This window comes from Pseudoalteromonas sp. S408, assembly GCF_005886645.1.
Classification (GTDB): domain Bacteria; phylum Pseudomonadota; class Gammaproteobacteria; order Enterobacterales; family Alteromonadaceae; genus Pseudoalteromonas.
In genome coordinates this window covers 128,130-154,533 of record NZ_PNDY01000009.1, presented here as the reverse complement: position 1 = coordinate 154,533, position 26,404 = coordinate 128,130, and the positions used below count along the sequence as shown (strand labels likewise).

At 39.1% G+C, this 26,404-nt stretch carries 28 protein-coding genes; 17 read left to right on the top strand and 11 right to left on the bottom strand.

What is annotated here, in order from left to right:
* Positions 1–98: 98 nt before the first annotated feature.
* A complete protein-coding gene (locus CWB62_RS09330) occupies positions 99–998 on the top strand; it encodes a LysR family transcriptional regulator (RefSeq protein WP_058404762.1) in 900 nt (299 codons plus the stop codon).
* Between the two features lie 3 nt (positions 999–1,001).
* Here CWB62_RS09330 and CWB62_RS09325 read toward each other — a convergent pair whose 3' ends face one another.
* Positions 1,002–1,460: a MarR family winged helix-turn-helix transcriptional regulator gene (locus CWB62_RS09325; RefSeq protein ID WP_058404761.1), complete on the bottom strand. Its 459-nt coding sequence runs from the start codon at positions 1,458–1,460 to the stop codon at positions 1,002–1,004.
* A 136-nt stretch (positions 1,461–1,596) separates the two neighbouring features.
* Here CWB62_RS09325 and CWB62_RS09320 point away from each other — a divergent pair, with 136 nt between their 5' ends.
* The 5 genes from CWB62_RS09320 to CWB62_RS09300 all read left to right on the top strand — a co-directional run bounded on the left by CWB62_RS09320 (position 1,597) and on the right by CWB62_RS09300 (position 7,076).
* A complete protein-coding gene (locus tag CWB62_RS09320) occupies positions 1,597–2,025 on the top strand; it encodes an organic hydroperoxide resistance protein (protein WP_058404760.1) in 429 nt (142 codons plus the stop codon).
* Positions 2,026–2,202: 177 nt separating this feature from the next.
* Positions 2,203–2,556 carry a metalloregulator ArsR/SmtB family transcription factor gene (locus CWB62_RS09315; protein ID WP_058404759.1) on the top strand — a complete coding sequence of 118 codons (354 nt, stop codon included), beginning with the start codon at positions 2,203–2,205 and terminating at the stop codon, positions 2,554–2,556.
* 38 nt (positions 2,557–2,594) lie between these two features.
* A complete protein-coding gene (locus CWB62_RS09310; RefSeq protein WP_058404758.1) occupies positions 2,595–3,605 on the top strand; it encodes an ArsJ-associated glyceraldehyde-3-phosphate dehydrogenase in 1,011 nt (336 codons plus the stop codon).
* Between the two features lie 29 nt (positions 3,606–3,634).
* Entirely contained in the window at positions 3,635–4,852 is a 1,218-nt protein-coding gene (arsJ, locus tag CWB62_RS09305; protein ID WP_058404757.1) for an organoarsenical effux MFS transporter ArsJ, read from the top strand.
* A 103-nt stretch (positions 4,853–4,955) separates the two neighbouring features.
* Complete coding sequence (locus CWB62_RS09300) at positions 4,956–7,076, top strand: methyl-accepting chemotaxis protein (protein WP_138529663.1); 2,121 nt, start codon at positions 4,956–4,958, stop codon at positions 7,074–7,076.
* An 81-nt stretch (positions 7,077–7,157) separates the two neighbouring features.
* Here the strand turns inward: CWB62_RS09300 and CWB62_RS09295 are convergent, their stop codons facing one another.
* Positions 7,158–7,745 carry a TetR/AcrR family transcriptional regulator gene (locus tag CWB62_RS09295; protein ID WP_058404756.1) on the bottom strand — a complete coding sequence of 196 codons (588 nt, stop codon included), beginning with the start codon at positions 7,743–7,745 and terminating at the stop codon, positions 7,158–7,160.
* 111 nt (positions 7,746–7,856) lie between these two features.
* Here CWB62_RS09295 and CWB62_RS09290 point away from each other — a divergent pair, with 111 nt between their 5' ends.
* Positions 7,857–8,399 carry a carboxymuconolactone decarboxylase family protein gene (locus tag CWB62_RS09290; protein WP_058404755.1) on the top strand — a complete coding sequence of 181 codons (543 nt, stop codon included), beginning with the start codon at positions 7,857–7,859 and terminating at the stop codon, positions 8,397–8,399.
* 62 nt (positions 8,400–8,461) lie between these two features.
* On the opposite strand, the gene CWB62_RS09285 is transcribed toward CWB62_RS09290, so the two are convergent.
* Positions 8,462–8,992, bottom strand: a complete 531-nt coding sequence (locus CWB62_RS09285; RefSeq protein WP_058404754.1) for a hypothetical protein — start codon at positions 8,990–8,992, stop codon at positions 8,462–8,464.
* 52 nt (positions 8,993–9,044) lie between these two features.
* Between CWB62_RS09285 and CWB62_RS09280 the strand changes: the two genes are divergently transcribed.
* A complete protein-coding gene (locus tag CWB62_RS09280) occupies positions 9,045–9,431 on the top strand; it encodes a DUF1294 domain-containing protein (RefSeq protein ID WP_058404753.1) in 387 nt (128 codons plus the stop codon).
* Between the two features lie 54 nt (positions 9,432–9,485).
* On the opposite strand, the gene CWB62_RS09275 is transcribed toward CWB62_RS09280, so the two are convergent.
* The 3 genes from CWB62_RS09275 to soxR form a co-directional block, all read right to left on the bottom strand.
* Complete coding sequence (locus CWB62_RS09275; RefSeq protein ID WP_058404752.1) at positions 9,486–10,571, bottom strand: rhomboid family intramembrane serine protease; 1,086 nt, start codon at positions 10,569–10,571, stop codon at positions 9,486–9,488.
* Positions 10,561–11,202, bottom strand: coding sequence for a hypothetical protein (locus CWB62_RS09270; RefSeq protein ID WP_058404751.1), 642 nt, complete (start codon positions 11,200–11,202; stop codon positions 10,561–10,563). The genes CWB62_RS09275 and CWB62_RS09270 overlap by 11 nt, the downstream gene beginning before the upstream one ends.
* A 139-nt stretch (positions 11,203–11,341) precedes the next feature.
* The gene (gene soxR, locus CWB62_RS09265) at positions 11,342–11,803 is read right to left on the bottom strand and encodes a redox-sensitive transcriptional activator SoxR (protein WP_138529665.1); all 462 of its coding nucleotides are present in this window, start codon (positions 11,801–11,803) and stop codon (positions 11,342–11,344) included.
* Between the two features lie 78 nt (positions 11,804–11,881).
* On the opposite strand from soxR, the gene CWB62_RS09260 reads away from it, so the two are divergent.
* The 5 genes from CWB62_RS09260 (at position 11,882) to CWB62_RS09240 (ending at position 15,826) form a co-directional block, all read left to right on the top strand.
* Complete coding sequence (locus CWB62_RS09260; RefSeq protein WP_138529667.1) at positions 11,882–12,355, top strand: flavodoxin family protein; 474 nt, start codon at positions 11,882–11,884, stop codon at positions 12,353–12,355.
* Positions 12,356–12,420: 65 nt separating this feature from the next.
* A complete protein-coding gene (locus CWB62_RS09255; RefSeq protein WP_138529669.1) occupies positions 12,421–12,930 on the top strand; it encodes a DsrE family protein in 510 nt (169 codons plus the stop codon).
* A complete protein-coding gene (locus CWB62_RS09250) occupies positions 12,930–13,550 on the top strand; it encodes an SGNH/GDSL hydrolase family protein (RefSeq protein WP_138529671.1) in 621 nt (206 codons plus the stop codon). The genes CWB62_RS09255 and CWB62_RS09250 overlap by 1 nt, the downstream gene beginning before the upstream one ends.
* A gap of 130 nt (positions 13,551–13,680) precedes the next feature.
* A complete protein-coding gene (locus tag CWB62_RS09245; protein WP_138529673.1) occupies positions 13,681–15,237 on the top strand; it encodes an EAL domain-containing protein in 1,557 nt (518 codons plus the stop codon).
* Positions 15,238–15,304: 67 nt separating this feature from the next.
* Positions 15,305–15,826, top strand: a complete 522-nt coding sequence (locus tag CWB62_RS09240) for a hypothetical protein (protein ID WP_138529675.1) — start codon at positions 15,305–15,307, stop codon at positions 15,824–15,826.
* Between the two features lie 33 nt (positions 15,827–15,859).
* Here the strand turns inward: CWB62_RS09240 and CWB62_RS09235 are convergent, their stop codons facing one another.
* Positions 15,860–18,109, bottom strand: coding sequence for a TonB-dependent receptor (locus CWB62_RS09235; protein ID WP_138529677.1), 2,250 nt, complete (start codon positions 18,107–18,109; stop codon positions 15,860–15,862).
* Between the two features lie 246 nt (positions 18,110–18,355).
* Here CWB62_RS09235 and CWB62_RS09230 point away from each other — a divergent pair, with 246 nt between their 5' ends.
* From CWB62_RS09230 to CWB62_RS09215, 4 genes are all read left to right on the top strand, one after another.
* On the top strand, positions 18,356–19,396 hold the full coding sequence (locus CWB62_RS09230; RefSeq protein WP_268801452.1) for a LacI family DNA-binding transcriptional regulator: 1,041 nt from the start codon (positions 18,356–18,358) through the stop codon (positions 19,394–19,396).
* A 159-nt stretch (positions 19,397–19,555) separates the two neighbouring features.
* Positions 19,556–20,794, top strand: coding sequence for an MFS transporter (locus tag CWB62_RS09225; RefSeq protein WP_058404742.1), 1,239 nt, complete (start codon positions 19,556–19,558; stop codon positions 20,792–20,794).
* A 15-nt stretch (positions 20,795–20,809) separates the two neighbouring features.
* Positions 20,810–22,312 carry a trehalase family glycosidase gene (locus CWB62_RS09220; protein WP_058404741.1) on the top strand — a complete coding sequence of 501 codons (1,503 nt, stop codon included), beginning with the start codon at positions 20,810–20,812 and terminating at the stop codon, positions 22,310–22,312.
* Positions 22,313–22,482: 170 nt separating this feature from the next.
* Complete coding sequence (locus CWB62_RS09215) at positions 22,483–23,172, top strand: helix-turn-helix transcriptional regulator (protein ID WP_058404740.1); 690 nt, start codon at positions 22,483–22,485, stop codon at positions 23,170–23,172.
* A 78-nt stretch (positions 23,173–23,250) separates the two neighbouring features.
* Here CWB62_RS09215 and CWB62_RS09210 read toward each other — a convergent pair whose 3' ends face one another.
* From CWB62_RS09210 to CWB62_RS09195, 4 genes are read right to left on the bottom strand one after another with little or no spacing between them, the layout of a single operon-like run.
* The gene (locus CWB62_RS09210; protein ID WP_138529679.1) at positions 23,251–24,048 is read right to left on the bottom strand and encodes a CsgG/HfaB family protein; all 798 of its coding nucleotides are present in this window, start codon (positions 24,046–24,048) and stop codon (positions 23,251–23,253) included.
* Positions 24,048–24,473, bottom strand: coding sequence for a curli assembly protein CsgF (locus CWB62_RS09205; protein WP_006792599.1), 426 nt, complete (start codon positions 24,471–24,473; stop codon positions 24,048–24,050). Before CWB62_RS09205 ends, CWB62_RS09210 begins: the two co-directional genes overlap by 1 nt.
* Positions 24,463–24,858, bottom strand: a complete 396-nt coding sequence (locus CWB62_RS09200; protein ID WP_138529681.1) for a curli production assembly/transport protein CsgE — start codon at positions 24,856–24,858, stop codon at positions 24,463–24,465. The genes CWB62_RS09205 and CWB62_RS09200 overlap by 11 nt, the downstream gene beginning before the upstream one ends.
* A gap of 43 nt (positions 24,859–24,901) precedes the next feature.
* Positions 24,902–26,404, bottom strand: coding sequence for a curlin repeat-containing protein (locus tag CWB62_RS09195; RefSeq protein WP_138529683.1), 1,503 nt, complete (start codon positions 26,402–26,404; stop codon positions 24,902–24,904).

Genomic DNA, 26,404 nt, shown 5'->3' with positions numbered 1-26,404 from the left:
TGATTTTAAGTACTTTTTAATATGTAAGCACTATAGCTCAGTTGAAAAATAGAAAAAGACATGAAAAACTAAAGCACTTTCAAATTTTAATTGAAAATATGCGATCATTTAACGATATTCAAACTTTTATAGATGTAGCTAGTTGCGCCAGCATTTCTGAAGCCGCACGGCAAAACGCGCAAACTCCAGCGGCGGTAAGTGCCGCTATTAAACGCCTAGAAAAAGATTTAGGAAACGTGCTGTTTATTCGCTCTACCCGCAGCTTACGCTTAAGTGTAGCGGGGGAGCAGTTTTTAAGTTACGCCAAAGATTCACTTTCGCTTATCCAACAAGGTGTAGCCGCAGTGCAAACTGCAGTAGGCGAAGTAACAGGGACGCTACAGGTATCGGCCCCCTGCGATTTGGGGCGAAATAAACTAAGTGAATGGCTCAATGAGTTTTTAGCGCAATATCCGCATGTAAAACTTAAACTGCATTTAAGTGACGAAGTAAGCGACATTTACAGCCAATCAATTGATATTGCGCTTCGCTTTGGCGTACCAAAAGATTCGCAGTTAATTGCAGCGCCGCTTTTTTTAAATAATGCGCGTATTTTAGTGGCCTCTCCTGAATATGTAGTAAACAATGGATTACTTACACACCCCCTTAATTTAACGCAGCATACCACCATTACCTTTATGCGTTTTGGTGAAGTGTTTAAAGAGTGGCGATTTTATAAAAATGGCGCGGTGCAAAAAGTGCAGCTAAATTGCCAACACATAGTAAACGATGGCGAAATGGTTAGGCGCTGGGCGCTAGAGGGCAAAGGCATTGCGTATAAGTCGTACTTGGATGTAATTGATAATTTAGCAAGCGGGCAACTCGTTCATTTATGCCCACAGTGGCAAAGCGATCCGCTACCGCTTTATATGATGTACGCCGACCGGCGCCAAATGACCCCGGTGATCAGCGCATTTAGGGCGTTTATTCAACAAAAAATAACCGCGTTAGTGGGGTAGTTTTTAATCTTTATTTTCTGCGCAGCTGTGGCTAGTTAAATCGTTGACTACTAAATCAAGTAGCTGCATAAGCTGTTTGGCTTGCGTAGGGTCTACACTTTCAAACTTACATAGTATATTTTTTGGAATATCAGCGGCGTCGTTTTTAAGGGCTTGCCCACTGTGGGTAAGCTGAATTAGGCGTTTACGCTTGTCGTGTTCGTTTTTAATAACAGCTAGCAAAGATTTTTCGGTCATTTTTTTGAGTATTTGGGTCATAGCGCCGCCATCAATAGCGGTTTTATCTATTAGCTGCGCGATGGTTATTTTGTCTTGCTCCCACAGCGCCATCATTACTACATACTGCGGATACGTTAAATTAAGTGCAGCTAAAGGCTCACGGTAAGCGCGTGCAATGCTATTTGATGCCATATATAGCCTATGACACAGCTGATTTTTTAATTTTAATTGCTCAAACGACATACCTAACTCCCAACGCGATAATACCTTTAACTCAAAAAAACATTTTAATTTGCATGCAAAGTATTTGCAATCTCTAATTACTTACCCTATTATTTTGCATGCAAAATAAATTAATTGATAAACTTTGGAGTTCACTATGAATGTATTACAAAACGTTGCCTACACAGCAAAAGCAACTGCAACCGGTGGCCGTGAAGGTGTAGCTAAATCTGACGATGGCCGTTTAGATGTGAAGCTATCAACCCCAAAAGGGCTAGGTGGTGATGACGGACAAGGCACTAACCCAGAGCAGCTATTTGCAGCAGGTTATGCAGCGTGTTTTATTGGCGCACTAAAATTTGTAGCAGGTAGCGAAAAAATTGCGCTACCAAGTGATACACACATTAATTCTGAAGTATCTATTGGCGCAATTGAAGGCGGTTTTGGCATTGCAGTTAAATTAGCGGTATCACTAGGTGATATGGATAAAGCAGCAGCGCAAGAGCTGGTAAATAAAGCACACCAAGTATGCCCATACTCAAACGCTACACGCGGGAATATTGAGGTGGAACTTTCGGTTATTTAGTTAACTGATTACTTAGCATTGTAATAGCCCAGGGGTTTTGCCACTGGGCTTTTTTTGTGCGTTGCAATTTAGCTGAGTTTCCACGCTTATAAATAAATATACGAAAAATCGTATATTCACTATTTCATATATTCTTGTTTTGTTTTATTGTATGCACACTAACTAAACGAGGATGCTATGGAACAACTCAACCCACTTCAATTTTACAAATGCTTAGCCGACGATACGCGTTTAAAAGCCATGTTATTAATTAGCCATGAGCAAGAGCTATGTGTGTGTGAGCTTGTTGCTGCGCTTGAACTTAGCCAACCTAAAGTATCGCGCCATTTAGCGCAGCTTAGGCAATGTGGCTTATTGAGCGACCGAAAGCAAAATCAATGGGTGTACTACAGCATTAATAAAGCCCTGCCAGAGTGGTCTCTTAGCGTAATAACACAAACACGAAACGAAAATTCTTCGTTTTATAACGACGATTTAAATCGACTCAATGCAATGGGTAATCGCCCTGAGCGTGCAGCAAGCTGCTGTTAATTAAGCAAATTGATATAACTTTACGAAAGGTATTTATTATGACAATTAAAGTAGGTATTAACGGCTTTGGCCGAATGGGACGTTTAACACTGCGCGCAGCACTAGAGTGGCCAGAAGTAGAATTTATTAAAGTAAACGATGTTGCAGGCGATGCTAAAACACATGCCCATTTATTAGAGTTTGACTCAGTGCATGGGCGTTTAGCGCACAGCGTTACAGCAAACGAAAATAGCTTTAGTGTGGGTAAACACACTATTGCTGTTACCAATAACAAAACCATTAACGACACCGATTGGTCTGATTGCGATGTAGTAATAGAAGCCAGCGGTAAAATGAAAACTACTGAGCTGTTAAATCAATACTTAGCACAAGGTGTTAAGCGCGTTGTGGTAACCGCACCAGTAAAAGAAGACGGCATTTTAAATGTGGTTATGGGCGTTAACGATAATTTATATAACCCAGATGAGCACAAAATTGTTACAGCGGCTTCGTGTACGACTAATTGTTTAGCGCCTATTGTAAAAGTACTACAAGAAAAAGTAGGCATTAAGCACGGCTCAATGACCACTATTCACGATATTACCAATACCCAAACTATTATTGATGCGCCACATAAAGACTTACGCCGTGCTCGTTCGTGCGGGACAAGTTTAATACCCACCACAACAGGTAGCGCAACAGCTATTACGCATATATTCCCTGAGCTAAAAGGTAAGTTAAATGGCCACGCCGTGCGCGTACCGTTAACTAACGCATCAATTACCGACTGTGTATTTGAGCTTGAGCGTGGTGTAACTGCAACTGAGGTAAATGAATGGTTTGCTCAGGCGTCTAAAAACGAGCTTGCAGGTGTATTAGGCTACGAAGAAAAACCGCTGGTATCGATTGATTACAAAACCGATCCACGTAGTAGCATTATTGATGCACTCTCTACCATGGTTATTAATAATACACAGCTTAAATTATACGCTTGGTACGATAACGAATGGGGCTACGCTAATCGTACCGCCGAGCTTATGCTTAAAGTTGCTAAAAGCGACTTGGTTTAACCATTTATAAGGTTTAAAGGGCTTTAACCATGTTTGAGCAGCTTGCTAATTTACCTACAGCAATAAAACAGTATTTAATTATTACCGGTAATTATTGGGCATTTACCTTAACCGATGGGGCACTGCGTATGCTGGTGGTGCTGCATTTTCATCAGTTAGGGTATGGTGCGTTGGCTATTGCCATGCTGTTTTTGTTTTACGAAATTTTTGGTGTGATCACCAATTTAGTGGGCGGTTGGTTAGGTGTCAAACTTGGGTTAAATAAAACTATGAATATAGGCTTAGGGCTGCAAATTGTTGCCTTAGGCATGCTGTGTGTACCGGGTGATTGGCTCACAGTTGCGTATGTCATGGTAGCGCAAGCACTAAGTGGTATTGCAAAAGACTTAAATAAAATGAGCGCCAAAAGCGCGATTAAGTATTTAGTTCCTCAAGGCGACAGCGGGCAAGCGCAATTATATAAATGGGTTGCTATTTTAACGGGGTCTAAAAACGCACTTAAAGGCGTAGGCTTTTTTTTAGGTGGCTTGCTATTAAGTTTATTTGGGTTTATTGGCGCTTTAGTTGGGCTTATTGTATTACTCAGCATAGCGTGGGTAATAAGTTTAGTGTTTTTAAAAGGCGACATGGGTAAAGCTAAAACTAAACCTAAGTTTAAAGAGTTATTTTCAAAATCTCGTGCAATTAATTTACTCAGTGCAGCGCGTTTGTGCTTATTTGCAGCGCGTGATGTGTGGTTTGTGGTTGCATTACCGGTTTATTTAGCGGCTCAGTTTAAGTGGGATCATTGGTGGGTAAGTGGGTTTATGGCAACGTGGGTTATTGCTTACGGACTAGTGCAATCTCAGGCACCACGTATTACAGGACACAGCCAATCTCATAAACAAGCAAGTGCCACTGCATATTGGTGGGTGGTGTTACTGAGCATGGTTACTTTAGTATTAGCCGTTTTAATGCAACTTAACTTAGCGGTACACATAACCTTAATAGTTGGGCTACTTATTTTTGGGGCTGTGTTTGCAATTAACTCATCGCTACACAGCTTTTTAATTGTAAGTTTTGCTAAAGACGATGGGGTGTCGTTAGATGTGGGCTTTTATTACATGGCCAATGCAATGGGGCGTTTATTAGGGACTGTGTTGTCTGGTTGGGTATTCCAAGTTTATGGATTAAGTGCCTGTTTGTGGGTGAGTGTGGTGCTATTACTAAGTGCCTCAGTGACGACTGCTTTTTTAGCCAAGCGTTAAAACTCAACGTATTGTATTAAATTAAATTTTGTTAACGGTTATCGATAGCTTGATTAATAAAATCGTCTAAACTGTATTTGTAGTTTAAACAAAGGGCGGGTCAATGCGAGAAATATCGTTAGCAAAAAAACTACTGTGGATTACAGTAGGCAGTATATTTATAACAGTTTTGGTGCTTTCTAGTGTTTTGTGGTGGCAGCTATCATCAAGCAACGATGAGCTATCAACCCAGTCAGAAAAATACATAGTAGCAGAGGTTGAAGAAAAGCTAAGTGCTAATGCGGCTGTATATGGTGAAAGAATTGCAGGGTTTATTAACGAGGCATACCGTGTCCCTTTTTCACTCGCTGCCATATTAAGTGGCACGGCGGGTAATGATGCACTTAGTCGCGAATCCGTTGTTAATCTTAATCAATCCATATTAAATAATAATGAATCGCTTTCTTCCATCTACTCCCAGTTTGAAGTAAACGGTTATGATTCTAAAGATACTCAATTTACAAGCGGCTACAGTCACTCTGTTGATGGTGCTGGTACACTCGAAATTTATTTTACGCGTAGTAAAGCAGGCGTGGTTGAGCAGCAAGTTGTAGACGACCCTGCCGAAAAATATTTCACTAAGCTTAATGAATTTGGCCTGCGAGAGTCTGAATGGTATTTGTGTGCTAAAGACAACGTTAAGCCCTGTATTATGGAACCCTACCTGTACGAAATTACGCCAGGCAACTCAGAAATGATGACGTCTCTTACGGTTCCTATTGTCAAAGATGGTCGGTTTGTTGGTATATCTGGCGTTGATTTAACGTTACCGGTTTTTCAAGCGTTAACAGAGCAGCTTTCAAAAGAGCTTTATAATGGTCAAGCTAAGGTAACATTATTAAGTGATTTTGGTTTAATAGTAGGCAGTAGCCACTACAAAACCAAGCTTGGCCGACCTTACAAAGAAGCCATGTCATCCACGATTACCAGTAAAGTTGAAAAGGTACGAGGTGAAAACAATCTTTTAAAAGCGGATGACACTTACCTGGTTAATTACCCCATAAATATAAAGCTTGCAGACACTCAGTGGTCGCTTATTATTGAAGTACCTGCAAATTTAGCACTGGCTGGCCCACAAGCTTTGAGCGAAAATATGCAAAGCACCGCAGCAGCATTGGGCACTATTATTTTAGTAACCGGCTTAATTATTGCGGGTGTTGCTTTTGTAGTTATGAAATTTGTTGTAGCAGGTGTTATTGCCCCACTTGAACAAATACAAGAACGCGTTGATAACCTAGCCAGTTCAGAAGGCGACTTAACACACACCTTACATGTAGACAGCCATGCCGAACTAATTGCACTGGCTGGTGGTTTTAACCGCTTTTTAACCAAATTACGCGACCTAATTGCTGAGCTTAAAGCCGTATCAGATCAGACTAAGCAACAAGGCGAAATTGCCCAGCATATAGCCATCGACACAAAACATAATGTGCAGGCGCAGTTTAAAGAAATAGAAAGCGTTGTTACCGCTATGAACGAAATGAGCGCAACGGCACTTGAAGTCGCAAGAGCGTCTGAGCAGTCGGCGCAGCAAGCTGACGAAATTAACGGCTTAGTGGTAAGCAGTGAGTCGAGCTTGTCGTCGGCTATGACGCAAGTTAAAACCATGTCTGAAGAAATAAAAGAGGCAAACCAAGCGGTTGAAAAAGTAGCCACGCGCAGTAAAGACATAACGCAAATTTTAGATGTGATCAGAACTATTTCAGAGCAAACTAACCTACTGGCACTCAATGCAGCCATTGAAGCTGCACGTGCTGGCGAACACGGTCGAGGTTTTGCCGTTGTTGCTGATGAAGTAAGAGCACTTGCCTCTAAAACACGTTCATCTACTGATGACATTAGCAACCTTATAGACAGCCTACTGCATGAGGTTGGCAATGCTTCCACTGTAATAGAAAAAGGCGTTGTAAGAGCACAAAACGCGGTTGACGAAACCTCTGTTGCTTTTGACGCGCTGCACAGTGTGGTTGTAAAAGTGGATGAAATAACTAATCAAATTACGCATATTGCAACAGCCGCTGAAGAGCAAAGCCTAGTAACAGAGGAAATAAACCGTAATTTAACGCTTATTTCTGATGCAGCTTCTCAGTTATCTGGTTTATCTTCACAGGCTGGCGACAGCAGCGAAGTTCTCAATAAGCTAGTTGCTCAACAAGATAGCGAACTCAATAAGTTAAAAACCTAACAGGTACATAATTTCTAAAAATAAAAAACGGCGGTAATTACATTACCGCCGTTTTTTTTGCCATTAATTGAGCTAAAGGGTTTAGAGCGTTTTCATAATTTTAAACATTTGATCGATCATAGGTTGTGCAAGCTCTTCAACACCCGGGCGGTTAAAATAGCCGCGTAGGCCTGTAAATTGCACTTTAAAAAAGCGGGCGTAGTCTTTTGGGCTAACCTCGCCTTTTAGCTCTTCACGCGCAATGGCTTGTGCAAATAAATCGCTTAAATAGGCTTCAAATTTATCTGATAAATCAAGGCTTAATGAATACAAACCGCTGTCTTCGTCGGCAAATTCGCAATTTGCTTTTACCAACATACAAATAGCGCTCGGGGCATTTTTTTTATCTTTAATAATCACGTTCTCAACAAACGTTTGTAAACCACCAATAATAGTAGGTGACGCCAATAAACAGGATTTTATTTGGTCTTCTATTTGCATGGTATAGTTTTTTAAAGACTCAATATAAAGTCCTTCCTTTGAGCCAAACGCAGAATAAATACTGCCTGGGCGCATATTAATTGCATCTTGTAGATCACGAGTAGAAGTGGCGTTAAATCCCTTCTCCCAAAATAGCTGACTGGCAAGGCGAACAACCTTCTCGCGCTCAAACTTTACTTTATTGACCATGCTGTTTCTCAATTAATTTGAACATTCGCTCAATTTTAACTTGAGCAATCGCTCAAAATCAAATACTATGTATTTCGACGTTACATAAACAACTCATTTTTGGAGCTAACAATGGCAGAATTTACTTTATACACAGCAGAAAACGCACCTGAAGAATCAAAACCTTTATTAGCCGATTCAGTTGCTGCATTTGGCATGCTACCTAATTTACATGCAGTAATGGCTGAAGCACCAACGCTATTAAAAGGTTACCAAGTACTGCACGACTTATTTCAAAAAACATCGTTTAACGCAGAAGAGCTAACAGTAGTATGGCAGTCAATTAACGTTGAGCATGAGTGTCATTACTGTGTACCAGCGCACAGCGCAATTGCCGCTTCAATGAAAGTTGACCAAGGTATTGTTGATGCACTAGTAAACAAAACACCACTTGCAGATGCAAAACTAGAAACACTACGTGAAACAACACTGGCTATGACGCGTGAACGTGGCGTAATTAGCGATGAGCAAATTGAAAAGTTTTTTGCAGCCGGTTACGGCCAACAGCAACTACTAGAAATTATTGTAGGTTTATCGCAAAAGGTAATGAGCAACTACACTAACCACCTAGCAAATACGCCAGTGGACGAACCATTTAAAAAATTCGCAAAATAATCGCGTATTAATTAACAAAAAAGGCAGCGGGGCTGCCTTTTTTGTACTGTAAACGATGATAGCTATTTAAATTTAACGGCTTGATTGCTACGTGTATAAATACGTGATTCTGGTTTAGTCCATTCACCTTTTTTTAAGTAGGAGGTAGACACAACTAACTTTTCATTTTTTAAATCACTGGTCGACTTCACTTTAGTAATACCTTCTTTACTACCAGTAACCTCTTCGTAAGCAACAAATTGCGTAGGGCTGAGTACTTTTATAGTGCCTTTTGTGTAAAAGCCGGCTGTTGTAAAATAATAAAAAACCAATGACTCTTTTTTACTATCGTAAAAAATCATCGACTCGCCACCATATTCACCCTCATTAATAGAGTGCTTTGTTCTTATTGCCTTACCATTGAGTGCACGCTCCCATAAGCCCACGTCTTGAACGGGTTTAGCGCCTGGTACAACATCAAAATCGGCCTGCCACGACCCTAAATAAGGCTGAAATACACTGAGGTGTTTATCAAGTTTAAGTGGTTGTTCTTTTGCGTGGGTTGTAAAAGCTAAAAAGCATAAAGTACAAAGGAGCGCTTTAAAATATGTCATAATTATTCTCTTATTATTTGAACTGATACAAACTAGTATAGGCGATAATTACTTGATAAAGAAAACCTTAATAATTCTATCCTTATTTTTTATATTCATATTATGGGTTGCACATTTTAAATGGGGCATAACTATTTTTGCGCCTACTTATATAACGGTTATTAGTGCCATAACATTTATTATGTATGCGTGGGATAAACAAAAAGCTAAGCAGTCGGTAAATAAAAAAGTAAGCCGCACGAGCGAACGAACTCTTCATTTATTAGCACTATGTGGAGGGTGGCCCGGGGCGTTAATTGCTCAGCAATTATTGCGTCATAAATCACAAAAAAAGCGTTTTATAACGGTACTTTGGGTGTGCATTTTATTAAATATAGTTTTATATTTTTTTGCTTTAGAGTTTCTTGGGTATTTGGAAATGGCTAAGTTAAGCCTTTAACCCCTCCCCACTGAGAAACAACTGAATCAGTGGGGAGGTGATTGAATCACAATATTAGCGCTTTAGCTGTGCTTCGCTTTGATTGAGTAAGCGAATGATAGGGTTTTGTTGTAAAATTTTATTTTTTAAGAAATATCCAATCAATAATCCGGCAACAAAGCCCCCAATATGTGCGCCATAATCAATGCCATCAGGGCCGCTTAACGCACCAGATATGTTTATAATCAACCAAATTGCAAAAAACCAAGCTGCAGAAAGTTTTTTCTGGTAAATGATAATCATAAAAGTGAGGCTGGCATGCCTAAACCACATTAAGTACATACCAAATAAACCTGCAATTGCACCACTTGCACCTACGCTAGGTATTGCAGATGTAGGGCTAACAAGGTAACTGGAGAGAGAAGCAATTAGCCCACACACTAAATACCAGATTAAAAAGCGCTTATGCCCTAAAACATCCTCTAAGTTGTCACCAACAACATATAAAAAGTACATGTTACCAAGTAGGTGCATTATTGAACCATGCAGAAACACACAAGTTAGTAGGGTCCATACCTTATTACCTTGACTTATATCTGCGGGCGTCATGGCAAAAAGTTCAAGAGCAATGCCAAATGTTTCCTTATTGAAAAAGTATAAAGTAAAAATTAATGTGTTGAGTGCAACTAAACCGAAAGTGACCCATGCTTTTCGCTGAGGTTTTATATTATATTCAACAGGCATTTGAGTTAAAAATTGAAAAAAATACGTTTTCCAGCTTGTTCCTTGATTTAGCTCGTTTAGGCTCGCTTTTAATTCTGGGCTGTTTTCAACTCCTTCTAGTTCATCTTTATCAATCCAGGTACCATCACAATGCCTACAAATATCAATTTCGGTGTGAAAATCTTCTAGAAGATGAAAACGTTCCAAGCTTTTATCACAATCAGGGCAGTCAAGTTCTGAAATACCTAATGAATCACCAAAGCTTGTTTCAAATTTGTCACCTACAGGACCATCGTTAATTTCGTCAATCATGCGATTAACTTCATTTTTTTCAAACCAAAGGCCGCCACATTCACGGCATATATCTATTTCTTCACCTTGATAATTTGTGACTTCTAAAGCATGGGTTTTACAATGAGGGCAATGTTTAATTGGCATTTGTTAATTCCTTTAGTGATCCGACAGAAATATTATTCTGTTTTAATTCCATTTTTAATTGTTCCGCGTTTTGTTTTAAGGCGGGTAATGTTTCATTTTTAATTAAATTAGTTATTTTTTTTAGCTCTATTGCAGCTTGTTTAGCTGACATTTTTCTTTCAATGGCAGCGTTAATTAGAAATTCGGCTCTAGAATAAAACCTACGAATTTTAGTCAAAAATTCACTGGGTGTTTCGAGTGTAGTAGGCGAAAACTGCATTGTTTTCCAAATATACTTCTCTAAGGTAGGCTTAAAAAATTCCATTTCAGATTTTGGTGGGCTTTTTGATAAGCGTTCGGCGTACTCTGCAACGGTATTTGCATTATCATTAACTTCATCAAATAAAGATGTTCTGAGGTAGTAGTTATCTTCTATTTTACTAAATGAATCAAATTTTAAGGCTTGCTCTAAGCCACTTTGTGCGGCCAGATAAACACCAAAAATTGTCGAGATCACCATAAAAAACTGATTTAACCAAAAGCCTGTACTTTTTAGTTCTTTATTATCAACGGTTCTGAGAGCCTGAGCTAACTTTTGAGTAGCTGCAGGGCTTTTTGTTTCACTCTGGGTAGAGGGAGTTGTAGGGGTCATTGCAAAATCCTTTTGTATTGCTTCCTTTTTAGGCAGAGCATTCTAAAGAATGCTCTGCCTATAATCAATATCGTATTAGCTAATTATAATTATTACTGGTTTATTATTTTATAGGTCAATCATCATTTTTTGGATTAAATTATCCTGTGTTTAACAATACTGCTCCACTTTGCTCACTCCCTAAATGATCGTCTTTATTATAAATAGGGCAACTGTTGAGTGATAAACACCCACAGCCAATACATCCATCTACGCGGTCGTGTATAAGTTGCATATACGCTATGCGTTCATCTAGTTGAGCTTGCCAGCGTTTTGAAAGCGCAGACCAATCTTTTTTAGTGGGCGTACGGTTATCGGGGAGTGAGGCAAGTGTTTGTTTAATATCGTCTAGCGAAATGCCCATTGTTTGTGCCGCTTTTATTACGGCCACTCGGCGAAGTACGTCGGGTTTGTAGCGGCGTTGATTGCCGCTGTTGCGCCAGCTTTTTATTAATTGCTTGGTTTCGTAAAAGTGTAATGTAGACACCTTCACACCACTTCTTTTTGCTACGTAACCTACTGTTAAAGTGGCGTCGATAAGTTTTTTTTGCTCAGCAGGCATTAATCTTTTTCCTTGTATTGACCTCAATATAACTTGAGGTTTTAAGCTTTCTTCAACATTAAAAAAGGAGCTGGAAAAATGCAACAAAAACTTAGTCGTAACACCGTTATTATTTATTCATCGGCACGAAAAAATGGTAACACAGCCGCACATGTTAAAAGTTTTGCTGAGCAAAATGAGCTGCATGTTGTGTGTTTAGATAAATTTAAAATACCGCCTTACAGTTACAGTAAAAACTACAGTGATGATGAGTTTTTCTCGCTTTTTGAGTCACTTTTACATTACGACCATTGGGTATTTGCCTCGCCAGTTTATTGGTACAGCACCACAACACAAATGAAAACATTCATAGATAGAATTACCGATTACATGGATGACGAACATTTAAAACCAAAGTTGCGTTTACTGCGCAGTAAAGATTTTTCACTGTTGTCTAATGCATCGTCAAGTGAGGCGCCAGATGCCTTTGTTGCGATGTTTAAAAATACATTTAGTTATTTAGGGATGCAGTTTTTAACGCACCACCATAAAAGTTCGCAAACTTTAGCGTGAATAACTGCCTTTTGTTCAACGCATCTGGTACTTTATTTATAAGCAAAAAAACAAACGGATTGTTTATGAAATACTTACTGTTATTTTTAATATTAAGCCCATTATCTTTCGCTAATGAGCAGCCTATTAGTGGTTTTGGTTATTATTATAACGTGCCAGAACATGCGCAAATTAATAATTCGACTCAATTCAAAATAGCGTTTGATGTGGCCGATGCCGCTAAAAAAGGGGAGCAAAATAATGCAATGAACTCACTTGCTCGCTTTATCAATATGCATGTAGCACATGGCGTTAAACCAGAGAACATTAAATTAGCGTTAGTTATTCATGGTGGTGCAAGTGAGGATGTTTTATCGAACGATGAATATAAAAAACGCTTTAACGTTAATAATAAAAACGCAAGCTTAATAAAACAATTATTGGCAAACAACACGCAGGTATTTGTATGCGGGCAGTCGGCTACGCATTTTAAAGTAGCGCCTAAACACCTAATACAGGGTGTTACCATGTCTTTATCTGCTATGACCGCGCATGCTCAACTTCAGCAGCAAGGCTACACTTTGAATCCATTTTAATGAAAAAAGCTATTTTATGTTTTGGTGACTCAAATACATGGGGGTTAAACCCCGTAACGGGAAAGCGTTTTGAGGGCAAGGTTAGATGGCCGTTGGTGTTAGCTGAAATGTTGGGCGATCAATTTACAGTAATAGAGGCGGGACAACCTAACCGTACGCTTGTAAATAACCCGCCATTTATTGGGGAGTTATCGGGTGTAAGTTATTTAAAGCCGCTTTTAGAAGCGCACTCTTTGGCTGTTATAATTATTGCCTTGGGTACTAACGATTTAAAACAGCGCTTTAAATTAACGCCTGAGCAAATAGGTCAAGGCTTAACAAACTTACTAGACAGTATTGAAGAGTTTTATGAAGGTAATAAACAACCCAAGCTTATAATTTTAAGCCCTGCTTATGTAAAGTGTGTAGGGCAATATAAACATGTTTACGAGGGCGCACCGAGTAAAAACGAGGCATTAAAAAAAGAGTTTGAAAATATTGCCCGTGCTAAAAAAAACTACTTTTGTGACTTACAGCAAAGTATTACTGTTTCAGCTATTGATGGGGTGCATATTGATGCTGATGGGCACGCTAAAGTAGCGGCTTTGATGTGTAATTTAATAAATGAAGCTTATGCGTAATGAACGCTAACGTTTAAATTATAAGTATGCTATTTACTATGAATATTGTGAGCTTATTTGCATTTAAGGCTGATTATGCAATGATGGAGAACACACTGATAGTGAATGCTTTATAGGCAATAAGGACATAATGAAAAAATACCAACAAAAGTCATTAATTGCAGTTTTAACCGGTGTTTTGGTTTTTGTAGTGGGTAGCTTAGTTTTATTGTATTTTGCTGGGCACAAATTAGCAGCTGCAATACAAAAAGATGCAAAACAAATTGTTAGCCACATAGACGCTGCTGTAAGCGAGCGTCGTCAAATTCTTTTTCCTTTAAATTCATTTAATTTCTCAGAATGTAGCAACGAAAACCTCCTTGAAATGCGACGTGCACTTTTTGATGCCAAGTATGTTGTAGATATTGGCTTTTTTAAAAATAATCAGCTTGTCTGTACAACGGGCTCGGGTGTACTAAAAACCCCCATAAACGATAGAACCCCCGACTACATTCGCAACAACCTCGAAAGTAATAACGACAATAACATTAGAGTTCGGTTTGAGCCTAAGTTGAAAATTTTACTTTTTGAAGAACGAATAATGCAGGTCGTGATAGTTAGGCAGGGTAACTATAATTTAATTATGGATACCGCGGCTATCAGTCGCAGCAATATTGCAGCTCCGTATTGGGAAATTACTTATAAGTCGGGTTCAGATGCATTTCATTTGGCGGGTAAAAGCGGATTAAGTAAAGAGCTTGCAAATCACAAACAAATACCATTTGAAACCGCATTTATGTGCAGCGAAAAAAATAAAGGGTATTGTGTTGCAGTTAGAACTCCTTGGAGCCAATTTTTTGCCGACAATCAGTTTTTACTGATTATTTCACTCATTTTAACTTGCCTAACGGGTGTGTCGAGTGCGCTAATAGTGGATTATCAAATTGCCGCTCGGCGTTCTATTAATAACAGAGTACGCAAAGGGGTAGCTAAAGGCTCATTTTATTGGACTTACCAACCTATTATTTGTTTGCATTCGGGTAATGTCGTTGGCTGTGAAGTGCTAGCTCGTTTTCAAGATAAATACGGGTCGCTTTACCCTGATGAATTTATTCCGGTGATACGCAAGAATAATTTAACGTGGTCGTTTACCCAATCAATGGTAGCAAAAGTAATTGAAGAGCTTACAGTATTAGATGATTTACCAACGGGTTTTAAAGTGTCTATTAATATATTTCCTTGTGATGTAGAGCAGGGCAATGTATCGCTGTTGACACAAGAGCCTGCACTTATTAATTCGCGATTTACTATTTGCTTAGAAATAACAGAAGACGAGTACCTCGATACCAGTATTGCCCATGCGCATTTTAGAACATTGGTTGAGTCTGGTTTTAACTTGTCGCTTGATGATTTTGGAACGGGTTACTCCAATTTGAGAAACTTACAAAATTTAAGTTTTCATCAGTTAAAAATAGACCGCACCTTTGTTCAAGATATAGCAACACAAGGTTTAAAAGCGTCTATGATCCCGAATATTATGGAGTTAGTGCGTAAGTTTAACTACACCTGTGTAGCTGAAGGAATAGAAACAACAGAGCAAGAGACTATGTTAAAAACAGCTGGTGTGCATTACGGTCAAGGGTGGAAATATGGCCGGCCAATGAAGGTCGATAAATTTAAACATTATATTGCGCAGCATGCGCTTTAAAAAAGATCGACGCTCTTTTTGTTTGCGTATAAGTCACTAAATTTATTATAAAAACAGGCTAATTAGAATGATTAGATCAATATTTACAATGCTTTTGTTACTGTTAATAACAGGCTGCGCATCACAATACCCAAATCAGCAAGTTGTCGGAAAGCAATTTCCAACAATCACTGGTGAAAGTTTAGAGAAAAAAGAATTTGTTATTCCGAGTGATTTTACCACTGAAAAAACCTTGCTGCTTATAGGCTATAAACAAGACAGCCAGTTTGATATTGATCGCTGGTTAATTGGCCTAGATATGGCCGGTGTAACACTCCCTACTTATGAGCTACCTACCATTGCGGGCATGGCACCACGTATGTTTAGTACGTTCATTGATAATGGTATGCGCAAAGGTATTCCAAAGGAGCTGTGGGGCGGAGTTATTACCATTTATGAAGATGGAGAGGCAGTACAAAAATTTACGGGCAATCAAAACCCAAATAATTCTCGTGTAATTTTAATTAATAAAGCAGGTAAAATTTTGCATTTTTACGACCGTGGTTTTTCGGTTGACGCGCTTAATAAACTTAAAGAAAAAATAAAATAAAGGGAGCTAAGCTCCCTTTGTTATTAAGTGGATTTAAAATTCGTAACTTATACTAAAGCGCGTAGTACGCGGCATAATATAGCGACCGTTTGGCGCGTCGGCATTACGTGGGTCACCCTCAGTAATACCTTGCTCATCAGTTAAGTTATCAATAGCTACTTGAAGCTTTATACCTTCTATTGGCTCTAAAATTAAGCCTAAGTCTACTTTTTCGTAGCCACCAAGAGTCACTGTGTTTTCGTTGTTACCAAAACGGTCATCAACTGCCGAAAGTGTACCGTATAACGTGGCGTACATACCTTGTAGCTCAAAGTCGTAGCTTGGCGTTACACGCACTTGCCATTTAGGCTGGCGCTGCGATGTATTGCCTTCATTTGTAGGGCTTTGCGTAATTTCGGTTTCTTGTAGTGTGGTATTTAAATTAACCGAAAAACCCGACTGATGATTAAAGTTATAATCAAGCTCAACACCATATGCTTCATTAGTTAAAATTTCAGCAGGTACGCCTGGGCGGCGTACAAATGTGTCGCCTTTTACTTCATTCACAAATAAAGTGGCGTAAAAGTCGGTAGAGTCTGAAATAAGTTTGTAGCCAAATTCACCTTGAGTTACTTCTTTAATTAGCTTTTCGCCGCCTTCATAAGCGCTAAAGTTATCTCTAAAGTCGTCAAAGTAAGGCATTTTATAGCCTCGGTTAACACGGGCAAATACGCCCATATCATCGTTAATAGAGTAGTTAATACCGGTTGTCCACGAGGTCTTACTTTCATCGTAGTTAACAGTCTTTGTGATTATACCGTCTAGGCCTTCATCAACACTGTATTCTACTTCATGGTTTTCGTGGCGAATGCCTACATCTAAGGTAAAGTCGTCGGCAAATTTATATTGAGTGGTAATATAAAATGCGTTGGTGCGTGCATCACCTGTTGAACTTATATCGTAGTTAAAATCGCAGCCGTCGGTGCTTTGATTACACTCAATACCAGTCAACGACTCACCGCCTGCTTCTAATACGTGGTAAGCCGTATTACCTAAACTCCACCAATCGTTTGCCGATGTGCTTGCTGTGTAGTAACCAAACGAGGCTGATAAGTCATCAAATTGCTTTGAAAACGCTAAATCGTTAGTAAATGAGCTAATTTCTTTAAGTACAACCCAGCGTCCAAGCTGTTGTATAGGGGTATTGCTTGCGTATTCTGTATTGGTTACTGCGCCAAACGCGGTTTGGCCGTTATCAGCAACGTCCCCAACTGTTGTAGCTGAGCCGCTTGGTACTAGGCCAAACGTATTCGCATCGCCTTTGGTTATGTTAAAGCGATCTGATAATTGCCAACCATTATCAAACTCTAATTTAATGCTACCGCCCGAAACATGCCCATCCCAGCCTCGGCCATCACCTAGGTCTATATCATGTGCTTGTGCATCAGGCCCGGTGAATATTGTTGCTTGGCGGTTTAATGTGCCAAGTTGTGTGTACCCTGCATCTATCCCTTCTATATTTAATGGGGTAGGTAGGTACCATGCACCGTGGTCATCTGTTTGGCGAGTGTAAAAGTTAAGCTCACCGTTATCTAAATCTTTAGTTATATTAATTGTGAATTGGCTGCCTTTCTCAGAGGTAAAGCCTGCATCACGAATACCGGGTGAGCTTTTAACATATCCACCTACCATAAAGTATAAATCGTCGGTGATTTCGCCGCTCATAACCGCATCTACACGCTGTAAGTCGTAATCTGATGTGGTGTATTTAAATAAGCCTTCGGTATCTTCGCTGCCTCTCTTTAAGCGAAAATTTGTTGTTAAACCTGGTTGCCCGTTAGATAAAACAGGGTTTGGACCACCGCGTAAGGCTTCCATTGTCTCTATTGTTTCATCAATTCTAAACAACGATGAATTTTCTAAAAAAGATAATGTAGGGGCAGGGTAAACAGGCGAACCTTCAATACTTAACGTTAAAAACGGGGCGTCACCGCCGCCAGGAAAACCACGTACAAATACATTCGCGCCCGACTCACCACCCGAGCTTTCTACCCATACACCCGGCACGGCTTTAAAAAGGTCGGCGGTGCTTTTAGGTGACAGTTTAATAATTTGCTGGCTATCAATATTTGTTACAGCGTAGCCGGCATCAATTTTTCTGATACCAACGCCAGTGGGCGTGCCTGAAACAACAATGCGCTCAACCTTGGTTTCTTGTGCTTGCTCTTGGGCAAACGCAGCGTGTGAGCTTAGGGCTAAAGTTATGGCACACGCTAGTGTGCTTTTTGCTTTATTGAATTTCATGTGTGATCCCGTTTTTAGTGTGTTAAACAGTGTGTTTTTACAGCGCCATTAGTAAAAGTTAATGTAAACAGGCTGTATATGGTGAAACCTTAGAGATAAATGCAAACGTTTGCAATACTTATTTGTAAATTATTTATGAATTTAATTTGTTGGATTATTAAGCGTAATACCAAATGAATTGATTTTTTGTAGCTGGAACGCGCCAGTAAAAATTAATAATGCTATATTGTCAGCTAGTTACAATTTATATTAGCGAACTCAAAGCGGCTCAAGGTTTTCATGAACAATAAAAAAATTAAATTAGCTGATTTAGCGAAATTAGCAGGCGTATCTACCTCTACCGTTTCGCGCGCATTAAATGACAACCCATTGATAAAGCAAGAAACACGCGACAAACTTCAGCAGCTCGCAAAAAAGCATAATTTTAGCCTAAACACGGCAGCCAGTCGTTTGCGCACCCAAAAAACAAATGTAGTTGCTGTTATTATTAACCTTGATGTGCAAACAGAGCAGTCAATTAGTGATCCGTTTTTATTAAAAGTAGTCAGCGAAATTAACCTAGCACTAAATCAACAAGGGCTAGAGCTTTTATTATCTAATTCCATAATGGCGCAACACGATTGGGCCAATTATTTTATTAACGGACGCAGAGCCGACGGAATCATTGTTGTTGGACAAGGTAAAGACCAGCGCAATATAGAGGCTGCCGCTAAAGCTGGTATTCCATTAGTGGTGTGGGGAGACCCTAAAACAACTAGCAGCTACCCTATAGTAGGCAGTGATAATTACCTGGGCGGTATGCAAGCAACGGCGCATTTAATAGAGCATGGTGCTAAAAATATTGTGTTTTTAGGTGACCCAGAACACGGCGAAATTAGCGAAAGACACCGCGGCTACGCTGCTGCGCTTTCAACACATAAACTAGAGCAACACGTTGTTTCAATTGATATTACAAGTGGTTCTGCTTATCAAGCAGTAAACCATTTACTGCGTGAAAAAGGCCTGTATTTTGATGCTATTGTTGCCTGTAGTGATATGGTTGCACTCGGGGCAATGAAAGCCTTAAAAGAGCGTTATGTGAGTATTCCAAACGATGTTGCTCTTGTTGGATTTGACGATATTGCAATGGCAGATATAAGCCACCCATCACTTTCTACAATTAAACAAAACACCCAGTTAGCTGCCTCTTTGATAGTTAAAAAGTTGATGCAACAATTTTTAGGCGAAAAAGTAGAGTCTCAAGTTATTGATATAGAATTAATAACTCGCCAGTCTAGCAAGCGCTAATTTATAGCTATGTGTATTAATTGTTAAAGTTGAAATGCAAACGATTGCAATGAATTTTATTCTACACTACACTCAAGCTTCACTGACACACACACGCTAATACCCTAAGGTCATTAGCTTATAAAGTTACAATGCATTGCGTTGTAAGTAGGGCAAGCTATGAGTAAAACAAAAATCACACTGGCAATTGCTGCAAGCTATTTTATTTTTGCAATATTATTAAATAGCGTAGGTACCGTTATTTTGCAGGCAATAAATACGCTAGGCGTTAGTAAAACAGAAGCATCGGTACTGGAAGGATTTAAAGATTTATCGATTGCGATAATGTCTTTTGCTGTTGCATCGTTTATCCCTAGGCTGGGTTATAAACTCGCTATGCTTGGCGCATTAACTGTGGTTGCAGCGGCCTGTGTAAGCACCGCAATGATTAGCGACTTTTATATGTTTAAAGTGCTATTTGCGGCTATTGGCTGTGGTTTTGCTGTAGTAAAAGTCTCTGTTTATTCAATTATTGGCCAAGTAACAGACGATGCAAATAGCCATTCGTCGTTATTAAACACCATAGAAGGTATTTTTATGGTGGGTGTATTAAGCGGCTACTGGATTTTTACGGCATTTATAAATCCCAATGAGCCTAGTGCATGGCTAAATGTATATTATGCACTGGCGGCACTTACTTTAGTTGTGATTGTAAGCGTTGTAGCTGCACCTATTAAGCCTGCGCTTCAAAGCGATAAGAGTAGTTCGAGCTTAAGTGACTTTGTGGCCATGTTAAAGCTAACTTACCAACCACTTGTTGTTATTTTTATTATAAGTGCTTTTTTATATGTACTTATAGAGCAAGGAGTTGGAACTTGGTTACCAACCTTTAATAACCAAGTATTACAGTTACCTGTAGCTATAAGCATTCAGTTAGCTAGCATATTTGCCGCCGCTCTTGCGCTGGGTCGATTAGTTGCAGGGCAGGTGCTTAAACACATTAATTGGTTTTTTGTTTTATGTGGCTGCCTTGTTGCGATGGCATCACTTATTATTATTACGTTGCCGCTTACTGAAAACTTACCAACTGCTGCGGTTAAAAGCTTATTTGACGCTCCGTTAGCGGCATTTATTTTGCCTCTTATTGGCTTTTTTATGGCACCTATTTACCCAGTATTAAATTCTGTGATGTTAAATGCGCTACCAAAATATCAGCATGCGGCCATGACTGGTTTAATCGTTGTATTTTCTGCATTGGGTGGCACAACGGGTTCAATGATCACAGGCTATGTGTTTGAGCACTTTAGCGGGCAACATGCATTTTACCTTTCTTTAATACCCATTAGTTTGATTTTTATTAGCGTGATTATTTTTAAAAAACGCACCCATGCCATTTCTCAACATACAGCTAATGCTTAAATTTTTAGGATTGTTATGAATTTTTTTGATAGCCAATTATTTAAAGATGTACAAACACAGCATATTTTTAGTGACTGTAAAACATTTGCAGATGCTACCGCACGTACCAATTGGCAAAGTGCGTGTGAAAGTTACGAGCAAGTAGCACCACTTAGCAACATTGATCTTAAAGAGTTTGTAAACGCTCACTTTTTAACAACCTCGCTATTAAAAATGAGTACTGAGGTAAATACTTCAAGTGTAAAAAGTTACATCAACTCGCTGTGGGATGGTTTACGCCGCGAAGCAGACACGCCTAAAGCCGATTCATTATTAGCACTTAAGCACAGCTATATTGTACCGGGTGGGCGTTTTCAGGAAATATACTATTGGGATAGTTACTTTACAGCGCTTGGCTTAATTGACGCTAATAAAGCCGACATTGTTGAAGATATGCTGCAAAACTTTATTGATTTAATAAACGATTTTGGGTGCATTCCAAATGGTAACCGTCGCTACTATTTATCTCGCTCCCAGCCGCCAATTTTAGCGCTTATGGTGCAATTATTATGGCAACATGTGCACAGCAAATCGAATAACTTAGCCTGGCTAAAAAGTTGTGTTACCGCGCTTGAAAAAGAGTATGCGTTTTGGATGCAAGGTGCAGATAATTTAAATACTGACCAAACAGCCGTTAAGCGTGTAGTAAAGCTCAATTGTGGTGGCGTTTTAAATCGTTACTGGGACGATGAGGCTGCTCCTAGGGCCGAGTCGCTTAGGGAAGATTTAGAGTTAGCCCATGATTTTGCAGATCATGAAAAGCCTGATTTTTATCGCAATATTCGTGCCGCGTGCGAATCGGGGTGGGATTTTAGCTCTCGCTGGTTAGCCGAGCCGCTTTCGCTAAGTTCAATACAAACAACAGATATAGTGCCAATTGACTTAAATTGCTTAATGTACAACTTAGAAAATCAGCTTAGTGAGTTTTACACTTTATTAGGTAATAACACGCAAGCCGAGGTATTTAATACCTATGCCGCTAATAGAAAACAGCTTATAAATACGTACTTATGGAGCGATGAGCATCACTTTTTTGTTGATTACAATCACAGTAAAGCGAGTCAGTCTGACGTATTAAGCGCTGCAGCAAGTACAGCCCTGTTTGTAAATGTGGCTTGTGATGAACAAGCTAAGCAGGTTGCTAAACTTATAGAGCAAGACTTTTTAAAAGATGGTGGTGTAGTGACCACTATTACAGATACGCCACAGCAATGGGATAGCCCAAATGGTTGGGCTCCGCTTCAATGGTTTAGCGTAAAAGGGCTTAATAACTACGGCTTTAGCGGCCTTAGTAAGCGTATTATGCAAAATTGGTTAACTATGGTCGAGCAAGACTTTGCTCAAAATAAGTGCTTACTAGAAAAGTATAATGTGTGTGAGCCACAGCTAAAAGCAGGTGGCGGTGAGTATGCAGTACAGCAAGGTTTTGGTTGGACAAATGGCGTAACTTCGCGCTTTTATACGCTCTGTGATGACTGATCAGAGCAGTTGTTTACTATACAAAATTCAAATGAATTTATTTAATTAATTGATTTTTAATAAATTAATATTACTTATAAATTTTTATCGTTTTCATTTAATACCAAAATCGCATTGTAAGTTGTTTTTAAATTAGGTAGTGTGGTGTAAATGTTTCAAGGATGAAATTTATGCTCAAACCTCACACCGTATTTGTAAAAACAACCTTTCAATCTTCTTTTCATTGTGAAAGCTATACCATTATACTAAAAACAATGCAGGCTATTTTTGGTGACATAAAAATGGATGATGCATTACCTAAACAAGACGCACGCGACAAGTTTGATTTATATTTAATTGATGGTGCTAAAAATAATTGGTTAGATTTACTTCCTGCTGATTTACTCTGTTTGGCTAAAAAGCATAAGGTTGTTTTATTTAATGTAGAGCAAGAAGCCGTTTGCGAAAAAAATTTATTAATGAACCATATAAATGGCGTTTTTTATAAATCGGATGCCCCAGAAGTTATTTTTAAAGGGTTAGTTAGGGTCACATCGGATGAATTGTGGTTTACCCGAAAAGTAATTTCTAAAGCGTTTAGCGATATTTTATTAGTTGCTTCATCTTTTAATTCTTTACAAGACGATATTAGTTTAAAGCAGGATGACTACGCTCATTTAACTAAGCGAGAAAAATCGGTTATTCATTTAATAGCTCAAGGGGCTAGTAATAATATAATTGCGGATAAACTTAATATAAGTGATCACACTGTTAAAACGCATTTATACAGTGCTTTTAAAAAAACAAATTCACGCAATAGGGTAGAGCTTGCAAATTGGGCCCAGCGGTATGTGGCAGTATTATTGCCAATGGCAAAGTAGCTAGTTGCGGCAAAAATTCAGTAACCATTAAATTATAAAGGCTACATTAAGTAGCCTTTATAATTTTAAATTTAAATATTACGCTGCTTTTTGAGCCCACAACCCTTTATCGATTCCTTTTGTAACAAGGTCGGTTAGTGCTTTTTCTATTGCTTGAGTAACGCATATACTCATGGGTTCGTTGTCGCTAAAGCCACCTTCAGCTTCGGCTAGGCGCTTGTAACTTACATATCTAAAAAAGCCTGCTCTCATTTCTTGGCTTAATACCTTTTTGCTGGTGGCAACGCTCAAGAGTATTTGCCCTGTTCGTACGTCTACAGCACGTAAATATATTGATATAGCATCTTCTCTGTAAAGTTCAGAAGCACCAATACCAAAATATTCCATCCCTAAACCACCTGTTTTTACGTTGGTATCGTAGCTTATAATACCCCCTTCTAAAATTATTTTAGCGGTGGTTAATGGAGGGAGTTCAACACTGTTTGGATTTTCTGATTGGGCTGCTCTAATTATTTTTCTTTCCGTTAATATATTTTGCAGACCTTCACGTTCGACCGGCGTAAACCAATCCGACTCATGAAGCGCTTGCACTAAAATAGAATTAGCCCCTTGTGTTACGGCAGTAGAAAAAGAGCTTACATTTGTTTGTGGTTTGTATTGGCCTGTTTGATCTCTAAATGAGTAAACTGATACGGGTATACTGCCTGCTGGTTTTGGTAAGTTTTTTAAGTCGCTAAATATTTCTGTCGGCTCAAGGCTCATGGCACTTTGTTGAGAAGGCGGAATTAATTTTCCTAATGTTGAGCACCCGCTTAGTAGCATCAATATCGCTATTGTTATTGTTATTGTTATTGTTATTGTTATTGTTTTTTTCATTATCCAAACCTCGGTACTTCAATAATCACGACGGTGTCATCAATGATATTCGTTATTTTGACTGTAATGGTATCAGCGGTGCTGGTGATGACTTCAATTTGATAATCGCCGCTCATAAAAATTGAGTCTTGGTCAAAAATACTATCTTCTATGTCTTCTCCAAAGGCCATGTCTGTTATTTCACGTACCATACGGTTTAGGTAGGTGCGCTCAAGCGAGTCCTGAAATTGCTCAGCATAGCCTTTTTCGATTGAAGGCGCTTTGTGTTTATTTTGAGCTTGCGCTTTACTCAATAACATATTGGCATTGAGTGGGTTGCCACCAAAGCTAGGGTTTATAGGGGTGTAAACCATTTCAGTTGCTGATGCGCAAAAGGATAATGTTGTTATTATTGTAAATATTATTTTTTTCATTTTACCATCCATTTAAAGCCATATCCTTAGAAGATGTAGCCATGTTTGAGCGAGCCATTGCATCAATTACCGTATAGACCGCTTGTTCAACGCGTGCGTCTAATGGCTCTAATCTGCGTCCTAAATAGGTTGCATATATAGTTTGATTGTTCATTACAAGAGTAAGCTTTGTGCCAGCTTTGGGTATTACCGTTTCTTTGATTTCAATGTTAAAACCAGCGGTTGAAGGCAAGTCTCGCCAGTAATCTGAAAATTCATAGTAAAATTGATGACCAAATCGGCTAATGCTTCTATCAAGTAATAACCCGTCAATTTCAAGTTCATCTGCAGCAACACCTGGAGGGGCCAAATACAAAGCGAGTAAGAGCAGGAGATTGATTTTTTTATTTATTTTCATAGTTTAGAATAGGGGAGTTGAAGCTCCCCTTTATTGTTATTAATTACATTTGTGTAATTGTGGCTGTATTACCGTCACCAATTTGAGTAACCGTTACGGTACTATTAACACCAATAACACCCCCTTCAACAATATTGTCATTGCCTAGCTGAGTGACATTGAATGTGACGTTTTCACCACCTACTAAAAACGGTGATTGTTCAGTACCTACAACCCAGTTATTTTCACCTTCTTGTGAAATATCTATGCTGTGGCCACTGCCTTCTACCATCATGTCGATAAGGTTAAAGTCGCCATTTTGCGCAATATCAATTTGGTTGAAGTTGCTATCAAGAATACCTGCAAGTGTAACCATGGTTTCATTTTGCAGGCCGTCTTGCGTAATTTCGATGTCGTTTTCGTTAGATGTCAGCGAAACGTCAGGGTAAGACGATTCAACAACCGCGATGTTTTCTTCACCCAGTTGGGTAAGGTTTACATCATTTTCTAAGCCATTAAAGTTCACTAAATGAGCAGAGTTAACGTCGCCAAATTGGCTAATTGTAAATTCATTATCTGAGCCTAACACGCCCATGTATGCTTCATTCTCGCTACCATTTTGAATGGCTGTAAGTTCGTTATCATTACCAATTAACTCAGCAGTTGTTGTATTAAAGTCACCATTTTGCATCGCCATTACTTCGTTGTTTTCGCCTTCAAATAAAGCTGAATCAACATTATTAGCCAAGCCTTCTTGGTCTATGCCTACTTCGTTATCGTTACCTACAATAGCAGTGAAATTAACAGTGTTGTCAGCACCTTCTTGCTCAACACCAAACTCATTATTGTCACCGTAAAGATCTGTAAGTGTTACAGCATTTTGATCGCCGTCTTGTTCAATATCTAACTCGTTATCGTTACCTTGTAGCGAGGACACTCTGAATGTATTATAAAAGCCATTTTGCTCTACCATTACTGCATTATCGTCGCCTGTAGCGCTTGTAATTACAGCTTCATGCCATTCACCAGTTTGTAATGCACTTACCTCATTGCCACTGCCTTGCATGTCCATGTTATAAAACCAATGACCACCTGTACCTTGTTCAATATCAACAGTATTGTCATCACCCACAATAGAGTTGATCGCTTCATTGTTAAAAAATAAACCTTCGCCTTCTTGTGAAACATAAAGCTGATTATTGTTGCCGGTGACCGTAGTTAACGCACCATTGTATAAACCATCTTGTGAGTATGTTTGCACATTATTGTCGCCAACGGTGGTTACTTCTACAAAGTTACCTGTTTGGAATTGCGACACCTCGGTCGTGTTGTCGTTGCCAATAGTGGTAACTTGCATTGTATTACCATCACCATCTTGTAAAAGTAATGCTGTATTACCTACTTGAGTTTGTGCAAGGACCATTGAATTGCTCGTGCTTTGTACAGATACTTTTGTACTTAAATCAGATACTGACCCTGATTTAGTTGCTGTATCTGCAAAGGAAGAGAAGCTTGTGCCCATTGCAATTGCTACTGCACAGCTTATAAGTGATTTGTTTAACTTCAT